12 protein-coding genes are annotated in these 13,444 nt (G+C 57.9%); 7 read left to right on the forward strand and 5 right to left on the reverse strand.

Annotation, left to right across the window (positions count from 1 at the left end; genetic code table 11):
• Nucleotides 1–11 precede the first annotated feature (11 nt).
• Entirely contained in the window at nt 12–563 is a 552-nt protein-coding gene (gene speG, locus NH398_RS04300; protein WP_159341331.1) for a spermidine N1-acetyltransferase, read from the forward strand.
• A gap of 56 nt (nt 564–619) precedes the next feature.
• Here speG and NH398_RS16720 read toward each other — a convergent pair whose 3' ends face one another.
• Entirely contained in the window at nt 620–742 is a 123-nt protein-coding gene (locus NH398_RS16720; RefSeq protein WP_285262748.1) for a hypothetical protein, read from the reverse strand.
• A 576-nt stretch (nt 743–1,318) separates the two neighbouring features.
• On the opposite strand from NH398_RS16720, the gene NH398_RS04305 reads away from it, so the two are divergent.
• The 4 genes from NH398_RS04305 to NH398_RS04320 all read left to right on the forward strand — a co-directional run bounded on the left by NH398_RS04305 (nt 1,319) and on the right by NH398_RS04320 (nt 6,297).
• Nucleotides 1,319–3,031: a thiamine pyrophosphate-dependent enzyme gene (locus tag NH398_RS04305; RefSeq protein ID WP_253016784.1), complete on the forward strand. Its 1,713-nt coding sequence runs from the start codon at nt 1,319–1,321 to the stop codon at nt 3,029–3,031.
• Nucleotides 3,032–3,095: 64 nt separating this feature from the next.
• Nucleotides 3,096–3,899 (forward strand): alpha/beta hydrolase, encoded by an 804-nt coding sequence (locus tag NH398_RS04310; RefSeq protein ID WP_253016786.1) that lies wholly within the window; start codon nt 3,096–3,098, stop codon nt 3,897–3,899.
• A gap of 43 nt (nt 3,900–3,942) precedes the next feature.
• Nucleotides 3,943–4,710 (forward strand): metallophosphoesterase, encoded by a 768-nt coding sequence (locus tag NH398_RS04315; RefSeq protein ID WP_253016788.1) that lies wholly within the window; start codon nt 3,943–3,945, stop codon nt 4,708–4,710.
• Between the two features lie 90 nt (nt 4,711–4,800).
• Entirely contained in the window at nt 4,801–6,297 is a 1,497-nt protein-coding gene (locus tag NH398_RS04320) for an alanine/glycine:cation symporter family protein (protein WP_253016790.1), read from the forward strand.
• A gap of 44 nt (nt 6,298–6,341) precedes the next feature.
• Here NH398_RS04320 and NH398_RS04325 read toward each other — a convergent pair whose 3' ends face one another.
• Nucleotides 6,342–7,280: a cation diffusion facilitator family transporter gene (locus tag NH398_RS04325; RefSeq protein ID WP_253016792.1), complete on the reverse strand. Its 939-nt coding sequence runs from the start codon at nt 7,278–7,280 to the stop codon at nt 6,342–6,344.
• A 129-nt stretch (nt 7,281–7,409) separates the two neighbouring features.
• Between NH398_RS04325 and NH398_RS04330 the strand changes: the two genes are divergently transcribed.
• Both NH398_RS04330 and NH398_RS04335 read left to right on the forward strand, forming a co-directional pair.
• Nucleotides 7,410–7,964, forward strand: coding sequence for a GNAT family N-acetyltransferase (locus NH398_RS04330; RefSeq protein WP_253016794.1), 555 nt, complete (start codon nt 7,410–7,412; stop codon nt 7,962–7,964).
• Nucleotides 7,965–8,010: 46 nt separating this feature from the next.
• The gene (locus tag NH398_RS04335; protein ID WP_253016796.1) at nt 8,011–8,847 is read left to right on the forward strand and encodes an alpha/beta hydrolase; all 837 of its coding nucleotides are present in this window, start codon (nt 8,011–8,013) and stop codon (nt 8,845–8,847) included.
• An 88-nt stretch (nt 8,848–8,935) separates the two neighbouring features.
• On the opposite strand, the gene nirD is transcribed toward NH398_RS04335, so the two are convergent.
• Genes nirD through NH398_RS04350 form a run of 3 tightly spaced genes read right to left on the reverse strand, consistent with a single transcriptional unit; the run spans nt 8,936 to nt 13,201 of the window.
• The gene (gene nirD / locus NH398_RS04340; protein ID WP_253016798.1) at nt 8,936–9,310 is read right to left on the reverse strand and encodes a nitrite reductase small subunit NirD; all 375 of its coding nucleotides are present in this window, start codon (nt 9,308–9,310) and stop codon (nt 8,936–8,938) included.
• Nucleotides 9,311–9,338: 28 nt separating this feature from the next.
• Complete coding sequence (gene nirB, locus NH398_RS04345; protein WP_253016800.1) at nt 9,339–11,864, reverse strand: nitrite reductase large subunit NirB; 2,526 nt, start codon at nt 11,862–11,864, stop codon at nt 9,339–9,341.
• 17 nt (nt 11,865–11,881) lie between these two features.
• Entirely contained in the window at nt 11,882–13,201 is a 1,320-nt protein-coding gene (locus NH398_RS04350) for an FAD-dependent oxidoreductase (protein WP_253016802.1), read from the reverse strand.
• Nucleotides 13,202–13,444 lie beyond the last annotated feature (243 nt).

Below are 13,444 nucleotides of genomic sequence, written 5' to 3' on the forward strand. Positions count from 1 at the left end.
GAGTGTTTGTCATGAGTCCCGCCCTGTTCCTTCGTGCCCTGGAGCGCAATGATTTGCGCTTCGTCCATGAACTCAATAACAACCAGAGCATCATGTCTTACTGGTTTGAGGAGCCTTACGAATCCTTCGATGAACTCGAAGAGCTGTACAACAAGCACATCCACGACAACGCCGAGCGGCGCTTCGTGGCCGAGGACAGCGCCGGTAACGCGATTGGCTTGGTGGAGCTGATCGAAATCGATTACATCCATCGCAGTGCCGAGTTTCAGATCATCATAACGCCCGAGCACCAGGGGAAAGGGTTTGCGCGCTCACTGATTCGTCAGGCACTGCACTACTCCTTCACGATTTTGAATCTGCATAAGGTCTACTTGATCGTCGCAGTGCAGAACGTCAAAGCGATTCATCTCTATGAAGAGAGCGGGTTCATCGAAGAGGGGCACTTGGTGCAGGAGTTCTTCATCAACGGCAAATACCGTGATGTAAAGCGCATGTACATCTTGCAAGAGACGTATTTGGCGCAGCTAGGACAGCAGCCAGACGAAGAAGGAGGGTGGGAGTAAATGACCCGCATCTCGGTCAACGGCCAAAGCGCATTGACCGAGACGCGGGAAGCGCCTTATTGCTGGCGCATGTAGGCGGCGAGGGCATCGAACGCAGCGCGCTGCTGCTGAGCACGTTTTGCCCATACTTCCATCACATCGACTTCCATGGCCGATTTTTGAGACGTGGCATCTTTCATGGCGAACACTCCTGGTACAGGGGGGAGAGGAATCGTTTTTGTTATACACAGCTTGCGTTGTGCAATGCAGTAAAATAGCTGTGATATGAATATTAGGCGCTTTCCTCCGGCGTGACTAGTCCAAAAGATGTAAGTGATCTGCCATTGCGCGTAAGAAATAGCTTACAAATCGTCGTGAGAGGGGCGCCTGTTTGGCTAGCTTGTTGAATGGAAAAGATTTTCATAATACAAAAAAGCCGACATGGCGTGTCGGCTTGGAGGGTTATCTTTTCGTCTAACGAGATGGAAACCGGCGCAAAAAGCGCTAGCTAGCCGTAAAAATCGGCGATGGCATCATTGGCGGCGCGTAGCCACTGTGCCTGGCAGTGCCAGAATGCCAGCACGTCATCGCTGACAGGCGGGGTGAGGTGGGTGACGATCATGGCAAGGTCCTCCTGTGGGACGCCCTTAACAGTGTAGGCCTATTGATGTTGCGTTGCAGCATCAATAGGCGTTCTCCTGACGTTCGGCAAAGTGGCGCGTCTCGGGCTAGGCTAGGTAGGCTGAATTGTCATTTCCCTGCGAAAGGAGTCGCACATGAGCGCAAACGTTGCCGAGATCATCGTCGAAACACTGCAAAGCGCAGGTGCTAAGCGCTGCTATGGTGTCGTGGGCGATACGCTGAACCACTTTACGGACGCGTTACGGCAAAGCGATATCCAGTGGATTGGCGTCCGTCACGAAGAAGTGGGTGGTTTTGCAGCCGGTGGCGAGGCGTATATGACCCAGGAACTAGCGCTATGCGCAGGTTCCTGCGGCCCGGGTAGCCTGCATTTTGTGAACGGGCTGTTTGATGCTCACCGTAATGGCTCTCCCGTGGTGCTCATCGCCTCGCAAATTGGGCTTAGTGATACCGGTAGCCAATTTCCCCAGGAAGTCGATCAAAGCGCCATTTTCAAACAGTACAGCGTGTTTTGTGAAACCGTTGTCTCTGCCGAGCAGGCGCGCCGTATGGCCGCGCTAGCCGCCCAGGCGGCGCTTGCCAAGCGCGGCGTTGCGGTGCTGATCGTACCGGGTGATGTGATGACGCAAACGCCGGATAATCAGTTGGGCTATCGCACGCATCGGTTTAGCTACTCGCTACGGCCAACGGCACAAGCGCTGGTGCCCGCCGTCGAGCAGCTCAATAAAGGTGGCAACATCACCATTTTTGCTGGCGCTGGCTGCGAGGATGCGCGGGAGCAGGTGATCGCCCTAGCGGAAAAACTGCAGGCCCCGATTGCCTGGACCTCTCGGGCGAAGGATTTCATAGAGCACGACAACCCCTATCACGTTGGCATGACGGGCGTGTATGGCCTGGAAGGCGGCTATCACGCGGTGGCCGAGTGCGACACCTTGCTGCTACTCGGCTGTAATTTTGCGTTTAGCCAGTTCTACCCAGAGCGTGCGACGATTATTCAGGTAGACCAAGACCCTACGCATATCGGCAAGCGTTACCCGGTAGACGTGGGCATCGTCGGCAGCACGCGGGATACCTGCGAGGCGCTCAGTCAAGTTGTTAAGGAGAATACGCGCAGCCACTGGCTAGATAAGTGTCGCAAGCGCTACGCCAAGTCGTTGGAAAAATCGGCCCATCAAAGCCGCGATAGCCAAGTGATTCACCCACAAGAGCTGACGTTGGCCATTGACCGCCACGCGGCGGAGAATGCCTTTTTTACGGCTGATACCGGTAGCGTCAACGTATGGATGCTGCGCCATATTCGCTCCTCCCAGCAGCGGCGCACCCTGGCGAGTTTGCAGCACGGCACCATGGCCAATGCGTATCCCCAGGCGTTGGGGATTCAGTTGACGTATCCCCACCGCCAAGTGATTGCCATGTGCGGAGATGGCGGGTTAACCATGCTGATGGGGGATTTATTAACTTTAGTGCAGCAGCAAATTCCGCTAAAAATCGTGGTGTATAACAACAGCTCTCTAAGCTTCGTGGAATTAGAGCAAAAAGTAGAAGGGTTGCTCGATGCTTACACGGAGCTTAAAAACCCCAACTTTGGCGAAGTCGCCACCGCCATGGGGTTATGGGGTCGCCGGGTCGAGCAGGAGGCCGAACTGGATGTCGCGATTAGCCAGTGGCTTGCCCAGCCGGGGCCTGCCTTATTAGATGTGGTGGTGAACCCCATGGAGCTGGTGATGCCTCCTAAGGTAGAGGCCGGGCAGGTCGCTTCAACAGCGCTCTACTCCGCTAAAGCCGTGTTGAGCGGGCGCATGGACGAGGTCGTTCACTTAGTCAAAAGTAACTTCTTAAAACGCTAGCAGGGTTATCGCGTGCTATGTTGGCAGCGGCTCATGACAAACCGACAATAGTAAGAGCAATGCTATGACGCAAACGCCCGCCATTCATCACCATGACCGCTGGGTGAATACAACCAGTGGTCGAATATTCACGCGAACTTGGGAACCACACAGTGCTCGCTCGGACGTTCCGATCGTGCTGTTCCATGATTCTCTGGGCTGTGTAGATCTATGGCGCAGCTTCCCCGCCGCGCTGTGTGCGGCAACACGGCAGCCGGTCATTGCTTACGACCGGCTTGGCTTTGGCCGCTCCGATGCGTACTCAGCGCCTTTGCCGCTGAGTTTTATCGACGATGAACCCACGGGGAGCTTTGCTGCACTGCGCGAGGCCTACCCAATCACACGCTTTATCGCTCTGGGCCATAGCGTTGGGGGCTGCATGGCGGTGCACTGTGCTGGGGGTTACCCGGATCAGTGCCAAGGGCTGATAACCATTGCGGCCCAAGCGTTTAACGAAAACCGCACACGGCAGGGGATCGAGGAGGCAAACGTTGCCTTTCAGGCGCCGGAACAGTTCGCCAAGCTGGCTAGGTACCACGGCGACAAAGCCCGCTGGGTACTCAACGCCTGGGTGGACACATGGCTAAGCCCCGCGTTTGCAGAGTGGTCACTCATCCCTGCGCTTGAACAAGTACAGTGCCCGTCACTCGTGCTGCATGGCGAAAAAGACGAGTACGGGTCTCATCGTCAGCCAGAGCGTATTGCCCGCTATACCCAAGGCTCCGCTCACTGCGAAATGCTACCCGGCATCGGTCATATTCCTCACCGGGAAGCCGAAGCCGTGGTGGTCGAGTTTGCCCGCCAATTTATCGCTCGCCTTGCCTATTAACGGCTTAATCTCAAGCCCATGTAAGCACCATGAGAGACGTTCTATGCGCTTAAGAGTCTTATCCGATCTTCATTTAGAACATTTTGACGGACACCGCGAACTGCCGCCTGCCGAGGCGGATGTGGTGGTGTTGGCAGGGGATATTCATCGCAGAGCAGAGGGGCTGGCATGGGCGCGGCAGCAGTTTCCCGACCTGCCGATTCTCTACGTGCCGGGCAACCATGAGTTCTACGGCACCTGCATGCCGCTGCTGCGCCAAGAGTTAGCGCTAGAAGCCGCTCGGTATGATATCGAACTGCTGGATAATCGCAGCATGACCATTGGCGGAGTACGCTTTTACGGCACGACGCTCTGGACGGACTTTGCGCTCTATGCCGACGACCCCACCCGCAACCCCTTAGAGACCGAAGCAAAAGCGCTGCGCTATATGCCCGATTTTCGCATCATTACCACGGCTCCCGGCCAAGTATTCACGCCCCAAGCCAGCCAAGACATCCACCGTGAGGCGCTGGAGTGGTTGAGTCGCGAGCTTCAACAGCCTGTCGATGGCCCCCGCGTCGTGGTGAGCCATCATGCCCCACTGCACGGTTGCATTCCCGAGCAGTACATAGGCGACGCGCTCTCGCCCGCCTTTGCCTCCCACCTCCCGCAGCTGATGGGCAAGATGGATTTGTGGATTCACGGCCACGTTCACGAGCCGGTAGATACACGGCACAGCGGCACGCGCGTTATCGCCAATCCGGGCGGTTATCCAGAGGAGTTTTCGCCGCCGCTGTTTCGACCTGATTGGGTAGTCACGGTGGGCGAATAAGGGCTGAAATGACGCGCTGCTCTATAACCTAGCTACACTCCTACCTGTGACGATAACAGTTGCTCATACAACCACAGGGAGTGATAGGCGATGGAAATATTAGAAACGGTGCTAGGGCCACTTCGTGACGGCCTTTATGCCGTTATGATGCCCGTCAGCAACTTTATCTGGAGCTACATTCTGGTGTACCTGTTGCTGGGTGCAGGCCTGCTATTCACGATCATGACGCGCGGGATGCAGTTTCGTCTGTTTCGGCACATGGCCCACGTGACCTTTACCGCCCGCGGGGCAGGGGATGGCATTAGTGGTTTTCAAGCATTCGCGACCTCCATGGCTGCACGGGTCGGAACCGGTAATTTGGCGGGGGTTGCTTTAGCGCTGTGGATCGGCGGGCCAGGGGCGATTTTTTGGATGTGGGTGACGGCCCTGGTAGGGTTTGCGACCTCGTTTATCGAATCGACGCTGGCCCAGGTCTATAAGCATCGCAACGAAGATGGCGTCTTTCGCGGTGGTCCTGCGTTCTATATCGAGCGCTGTCTGGGCTGGCGCTGGCTGGGGTCGCTGTTTGCGGTGTTCTTGATCATTGCCTACGGGCTGGCGTTCAATGCGGCGCAATCCAATACCATTGCCCAAGGCATGAGCGGCGCCTTTGGCATTCCCAACTGGGTGACCGGCGTGGTGATTGCGGCACTGGCCGGTGTCGTCATCTATGGCGGCCTGAAATCGGTAGCACGTACGGCCGAGAAGATCGTGCCGGTGATGGCGATTGCCTATCTGCTGGTGGCGCTATGGATTCTGTTTGCCAACCTCTCCGCCGTGCCCGACATGCTGTCACTGATCGTCATGAGTGCCTTTGGCTTAGGCCCGGCGGTCGGTGGCGCGGCGGGTTACGCCATTAAGGCTGCCATGGAAAACGGCATCAAGCGCGGTCTTTTCTCTAACGAAGCCGGTATGGGCTCGACCCCCAATGCGGCAGCACAGGCCACCGTGAAGCACCCAGCGGCCCAAGGGCTGGTGCAATCCTTTGGGGTCTTTGTCGATACCATCGTGATTTGTAGCTGCACGGCGGTGGTGATTCTGCTCTCTGGTGTATACGAGCGGCTGCTGTCCGAGTCGCCGGGGGAGAGCATCGAAGGGATCCAGTTGACCCAGGATGCCATGGTGGACCATCTGGGGGGCTTTGGTGAGATCTTTATCGCCATCGCGATCCTTTTCTTTGCCTTTACCTCCATTCTGGCGAACTTTTCGTTCTCGTCAGTGAACATTGAGTACCTGTTCCGCCGCCACGCCAAAAAAGCGGTCGGTGTGTTTAAGGTCATTATCCTCGCCATGGTATTGCTAGGTTCCGTTGCCGAACTCAGCGTGGTCTGGGACTTTGCCGACCTAGCCATGGGGCTAATGGCCACCACCAACCTGTTTGCCATTCTCTTGATGGCCCCGATTGCGGTCTCGGTGTTGAAGGATTACGAGCGCCAGCGTCGCCAGGGCATCGAGGAGCCGCTGTTCGATCCCGCCATACTTAAAAATCCAGAGTTGGTGGATGAGGATGTGTGGCCGGTAAAAGAAGAGAAACCGGTAGACCGGTAAGCGAGTAAAGAGCGGCCTTCGAGCCGCTCTTTACGTGTCAGGGGTTAGCTAGCGGACTTCTCCACCAGCAGCCCACAAGAGGGCGCTGCCCAGCGGTTGTCAGCGGTGAAAACCACGTCGCATACCACGGGCGAGTAGTAGCGGCGCACTTCTTCATCGATGCGCTGACGCAGCGCGTCTTGGTTCGCCAGGGTCGCTTCGGGCAGCTCTTTGGGGAGTACCACGTGGACGATAACGTAAAGCAGGCGGCCGGGGCGCACCATACGCACGCGCACTTCCAGGGTGTCGATATCGGCAAGGCCACGGGCGACGGCTTGGCGCACTGGTTCAGCGACGGCTTCTTCCGGGGTTTTGTTGAGCAGCTCTCTTAACGCTTGCGACGCCATGCGCACGGGCACCCCCAGGCAAAGGACCACCACCGCAATCACCAATACGGAATCCACATAGGGCAACACAGCTTGCCAGCCGAGGCGTTCAAACAGCATCACGAAGCAAAAAGCCGCTAGTACGGCCCCAGAAATCACGCTGTTGACCAGCCAGTTTAGTTTGTCGGCGGCGACCAAGGGGCTACTGACATGGAGCTGGCTGCGATGCATGACCCAGGCGGTCAGCGAGCAGGCGGCGGTCGCAAACAGCGCATAAATCACCGCAAGCCCTGCTGAAATTTCCCGCCCACCGGTAAGCAGTGCCGCCACAGCATCCACCAGTGCGAAGATCGATACCCCCAAAATCAGCAAACCTTTGCATAAATTAACCAGCGACTCGAAGTAGCTGTAGCCAAAAGGGTACGACTCGCTATCCGGGCGGCTGGCAAGCTTGCTGACCTTGATGGTCACCAGCGCTACGCTAAAGTAAATAAGATTGAACAAGCCATCCAATAGGATGGCCTGGGAGTTCGAGGCCAGGGTGGCCACGATACCGGCACAGCCAATGAGCAGCGCCATGAAGGCGGAAAAGGCTAACGTACTGGATTCTGTCTTCACGAACGTATGGCTCCCATGCCTACTGAATCAAGAGGCTGGCAAGCATAGCAACATCACGGTAGGCAATGTCAGTGATTTATGCCCCGCTAAGGGGTGAACCCCGCACTGCACCCAAGGAGGGATGTGGAGATGCGCCATGCCAAAGACGTCACCTTTCATTTGCTAACGCCCGAAGATGCCGTTGAGCTTCTGCGTTTCGAACGCGCAGAGCGTGCGTGGTTCGAGCAGCATATCGAGGCTAGGCCGGAGTGCTTTTACACGCCGCAAGGGGTGGCTAAGCACATCATCGATTGTTTAGCGCTCAACGCACAGCGCAAGATGAATCCACTCATCATCCGTGAGCGGGGCATCATCGTGGGGCGCGCGAATTTACGCAATATTGTCGATGATCAGGCACGGGTGGGGTATCGGATTGCGCGAAGCGCTGGCGGCCGGGGGATTGCACAACACGCGCTAAAACGCTTATTGACGGAAGCCCGCTGCGTGTATGGCGTCACACAGTTGGCGGCGGTGGTTGCGGTGGACAACATGGCCTCCCAGCGCGTGCTGACAAGAGGCGGGTTTGTAGCCCAACAGCGATTGTCTCTCTACTCCCGGGTGAAAGGGGAGCTTAAAGATTGTTGGGTGTTTGAATACTCCCCGGCCTCGTGGCGTGGTTTGGCAGCTCACAACACGTTGTACTAGCCTTGAATGACGTTTTCCGTAAACGCCAAACCAGGAGGTTGATGCGATGCCATTTCTGAATGCAGGGACGGAGCAGGGCACACCGGTTGAGATTTATTACGAGGTTCACGGGGCAGGAAAACCGGTCGTTCTGATTCACGGTTGGCCGCTGAGTGGCCGCTCTTGGGAAAAGCAGGTGCCTGCGCTGGTGGAGGCGGGCTACAAGGTGGTGACCTATGACCGCCGTGGTTTTGGCCGTTCGACCCAAGCGGATGGCGGTTACGACTACGATACCCTCGCCTCTGACCTAAAAAAGCTGCTGGACGCGCTGGATCTCAACGACGCGACTCTGGTGGGCTTCTCCATGGGCGGCGGCGAAGTCGCACGCTATTTGTCGAGCTACGGCACTGAGCGTGTTAATAAAGCGGTGTTGGCAGCGGCGGTGCCGCCGTATCTGTATAAAACCGACGATAACCCGGAAGGCGGCCTAGACGATGCCACGATTCACCAGTTCCTGGAAGGCGTGAAGGGTGACCGCATCGCGTTCTTGGATGACTTTACCAAAAGCTTCTTTACCGCCAATGACAAGAGCGACCTGATCAGCGAACCGAATCGGCTCTATCATCGCGATATTGCGGCGTTTGCCTCTCCCAAAGCGACCTACGACTGCATCAAAGCGTTTAGCTACACCGACTTCCGCAAGGATTTACCCAAGATCGACATTCCGACGCTGGTTCTCCATGGGGATGCTGATGGCATTGTTCCGTTTGAAGTGAGCGGCAAGCGCGCCGCTGAGCTGCTGCCCAACGCTTCGCTAGAAGTAATCGAGGGTGGCCCGCATGGGCTTAACGCCACCCACCCCGAGGCATTCAATCAGGCGCTGATTCGGTTTTTGGATCAATAAGTAGCGTCACTCTCAAACAGCCGCGCCGCCTGGATAGGCGGCGCGGCTGTTTGCGTTGTAGGGGGGCGTTGTAGAGGTAATCGTTCGGCTAGCCTTCCACCCACACCTCATCGCCCTTGAAGGCGACGCGCCAAGTGCGTAGCTGTACCTCACCCTCCTCCAAACACTGGCCATCTTCCAGGCGGAAGTGCTGCTTGTAGATCGGAGAGGCCACCACGGGCCTGCCTTTGATATCGCCGACGATGCCGCGGGCAATCACATAGGCCTTCGAGAAAGGATCGAAGTGATCCAGGGCATAGAGCTCTTGCGCGTGGCCGGGCAAATAGAACAGCGCCACTTGGGCGGGGCCTTCCGGTGTGCTCAGCCATGCGGCAACGCCGGAAAAGGCCACGAGGTCTGCTCTGGTGCAGAGCGGCTGCCAAGTGTCGTTGCGGTTTGTCGGTTTAAGTGCGGTGGCGGTCATGGTCGTCCTCGATTCTTTGGTCACTGGGTTAAGCAGGGCGTAGCTGGCCGCGCTCGGAAGTCATGATGATGGAAGGGTCGGGCCGTGCATCGTTCACGAAGCTTCTAAAACGCTTTAGCTTTTCCGGGTCGCTGATGGCGTTGGCCCACTCGCACTGGTAGCTATCCACCACGTGCTGCATTTGGCGCTCCAGCTCATCGCTGATACCCAGGCTGTCTTCCAGAATCACCTCTTTCAGGTAGTCCAGGCCGCCCTCCAAGTTTTCCCGCCATACCGAGGTGCGCTGCAAGCGGTCAGCGGTGCGTACGTAGAACATCAAAAAGCGGTCGATGGTGCGGTAGAGCTGCTCGTCATCTAAATCGGTGGCGAAGAGTTCCGCATGGCGGGGGCGCATACCGCCGTTGCCGCACACGTAGAGGTTCCAGCCGTTTTCGGTGGCGATAATGCCAATGTCTTTGCTCTGCGCTTCGGCGCACTCCCGGGTACAGCCGGAAACGCCAAACTTGATCTTGTGCGGTGCGCGCAGGCCCTTGTAACGGTTCTCAAGCTGAATCGCCATGCCCACGCTGTCCTGCACGCCGTAGCGGCACCAGGTGCTGCCCACACAGGATTTCACCGTGCGCAGCGACTTGCCGTAGGCGTGGCCGGTCTCAAAGCCTGCGTCGATCAGTTCGCCCCAAATGGCCGGCAGGTCTTCTAGCCGTGCGCCGAACAGGTCAATGCGCTGGCCACCGGTAATCTTGGTGTAGAGCTGGTACTTCTGGGCTACTTGCCCTAGCACCACCAGCTTATCGGGAGTGATTTCACCGCCCGCAATGCGCGGCACTACCGAGTAGGTGCCGTTTTTCTGCATATTGGCCATGAAGGTGTCGTTGGTGTCCTGCAGCGGCACGTGGGCGGCATCGGTAATCGGTTCGTTGAAGCAGGAGGCGAGAATCGAGGCCACCGCCGGTTTGCAGATATCACAGCCGAGGCGATGCGTCTCGGCATTGCCGTGCTTCTCCATTAGCTCGCTGAATGTCTTGATGCCTTCGACACGTACGATGTCGTAAAGCCCTTGGCGGGTATGGGCGAAGTGCTCGCAGATCGATTTATCCACTTCGACGCCGCGGGCCTCCAATTCGTGATCCACCACGCTTTTGAGCAGCGCCGCGCAGCCGCCGCAGCCGGTGCTGGCTTTGGTGGCGCCTTTAACGCTGCCAAGGTCAGCCGCGCCCGCGTCGATGGCACTGCAGATGCTGCCTTTCGTCACGTTGTGACAGGAGCAGATCATCGCCGTTTCCGGCAGGGCATCCGGACCCAGCGCCGGGGCAGCACCGCTTTGTTGGGGCAGAATGAGCGATGCGGGTTCCTTAGGCAGCTCGATGCCGTTGGCGTAGTACTGCAACAGCGTGTCATACACACTGTTATCGCCCAACAGCATGGCCCCCAGCAGCTTCTTACCGTCGCTGGTGACGACCAGTTTGCGGTAGACCTGGGTGAGCGGGTCGAGGTAGCGGAACATCCGGGCGCCAGGGTGTTGGTTGCCGTGGGCATCGCCAATTGAGCCGACATCCACGCCCAGCAGTTTTAGTTTGGTGCTCATATCGGCGCCGCTAAAACAAATATCGCCCCCCGTCAGCGTGGCGACGGCCGTTTTGGCCATTTGGTAGCCAGGTGCCACGAGGCCGAAGATACTCTGATTCCACAGCGCTACCTCGCCGATGGCGAGGATATTCGGGTCGTTGGTGCGGCACTGGTCATCGATCACCACGCCGCCGCGCTCGCCAATGGTCAAGCCGCACTCCCGGGCGAGCGTATCCTGGGGGCGAATACCGGCGGAAAAGACGATCAGGTCGGTTTCCAGCACTTTGTCGTCTTGGAAGACCATCCGCAGGCGGCTGTTGTCGCCGGGTTCAATACGCTGTGTGGCCCGCTCGGTGAGTACCTGAACGCCCAGAGCTTCGATTTTCTCTTTCAGCAGCTCGCCGCCTTCGCTATCTACCTGCATGGGCATCAGGCGCGGGGCGAACTCCACCACGGCGGTGTCCAGGTTCAGTCCGCGCAGCGCGTTGGCGGCTTCCAAACCGAGCAGACCACCACCGACCACCACGCCGTTGGTGGCGTTTTTGGCCGCTGCCTGAATGGCATCCAAGTCATCCAACGTACGGTAAACCAAGCAGCCTTCGCTGTCGTTGCCGGGAATGGGCGGCACAAAGGGAAAGGAGCCGGTGGCCAGCACGAGCTGGTCATAGGCGTAGTGGCCTTGTTCGGTCACCACCAGTTGCTGTTCGCGGTCAATCGCGGTGACCGCTTCGCCGCTGCGTAGTTGAATGCCGTGGGTGTGGTAGTAATCGGCGTCGCACAGCGCCAGTGACTCCGCATCGCGGCCGCTAAAGTACTCGGATAAGTGCACGCGATCATAGGCGCGGTGGCGCTCTTCGCCAAACATCGTCACCTCAAACCCCGCCAGCGCGCCGCTTTCCACGAGCTGCTCGGCAAAATGGTGGCCGACCATGCCGTTGCCGACAATGATCAGCTTTTGCTTGTTGGAAGACGTGGTTGGAGTAGACATTGTGTGATTCACCATAGCTAAGCCGCCTCACGGGTGAGAGATAAAGGGGATGACAGGGTGTCGAGAGGGTTATCGAAATGGTTGTCGAGCGCTGTTTGGGCATCGGTTGCGCCAAACAGCAACAGGTGGCGGCACGCGGTTAAGTCGGTCGCGGCCAGCGCCTGCTCGAAATACCAGGGGCCGTGGCGGGTATCGCCATACAGCACCGCGCCGATGAGGCGGCCTTGATGGAGCAGCAGGCGGCAGTAGTCGCCGGTTTCCGGGTCTTGGTAACGAAGCTCTTCGTGCTTGGCGGCGGCCTCGGTGGGGCCAAAGGCAAACAGGCTGACACCGCTGACCTTGAGTTTGGTGGCCGTGGGGGCTTCTTGATACGCCGCTGGCGTTTCACCACACAGCACGGCAGCAAGCACCTCCACCTGCCGCCAAATGGGTTCCACCAGCCCGTAAGTGTGCTGCTCGAACTGGCAGCATTCGCCCAGCGCATAAATGTGGTCGTCTGAGGTGGTGAGGTGCCCATCCACCACAATGGCGCGGTCAAACATAAGCCCGCTTTGCTGGCCTAGTTCCGCATTGGGGGTAATACCCGCCGCCACAATCACGCTGTCGGCAGCTAGCTTCCGGCCATCGCTCAGTGTGACCGACTGCACCTGCCCTTGGCCGTTATCCTCCAAGGCAGCAAGCGATGCGCCGGTTTCAATAGTGATACCGCGCTCGCGCAGCGTGGCTTCCAGCAATTGGGCGGCGGTGGTGTCTAGCTGGCGATTCATCAACCGCCCGCTGCGCTGCAGAACGCTGACGGTGAGCGCGCTACCGCCGCGTTTGCGCAGCCCTTCAGCGGCTTCCAATCCAAGTAAGCCGCCGCCAATCACCACGGCGTTGACGCCTTGCTGAGCAATAGCTTCTAAGGCGTCGGCATCGCGCAGGTCACGAAACGTATGAACACCGTCAAGCGTGATACCAGGCACCGCTGGCAGCGTGGGGCGCGAGCCAGTGGCTATCACTAATCGTTCATAGCTTAAGGTGTCTCCCCGGTGCGTGATAAGCAGGCGGCGTTCGCGGTCGATGGTGGTCACGCGGTCGCCAAGCATCAGCGTGATGTCGTTGTCGGCGTACCAGGCGGCGTCTTGCAGAGTGAGCGCCTCAGGCGCCAGTTCGCCCGCCAGTAAAGGAGAGAGCAAAATGCGGTTATAGGCAGGTACCGGCTCCTCACCCACCACTGTGATACGGCGGGGGCGCTGCGAATGTTTAACCAGCGCTTCAAGTAGTCGGTGGCAAGCCATGCCGTTACCGATAATGACAAGGTGTTCGTTCGGTGAGCACCGGGAAGCGGTTTCCATAGGTAGCTCCTGTGGTTGAAACGTAATGTTCAGCAAATAAAAAAACGCCCCTGACACAGCCCTTTCAAGAAGGGAGTATCAGGGGCGTCGTTGCCCGTTGGCGTCGTTGATAACGCACAGCAACCGCCGTTGGCTGCCGAACTGTCTTATCTTATGGTGAGCAAAAAGCCCGCCAGCTTTTGCCGTCGGTGGGTTTAATTCAGCCTAATCAGCGTATTAAGCGTTTTTGAGGAGGCGGCAGGC

This window comes from Halomonas sp. CnH100-B (assembly GCF_024124605.1).
Taxonomy (GTDB): domain Bacteria; phylum Pseudomonadota; class Gammaproteobacteria; order Pseudomonadales; family Halomonadaceae; genus Vreelandella.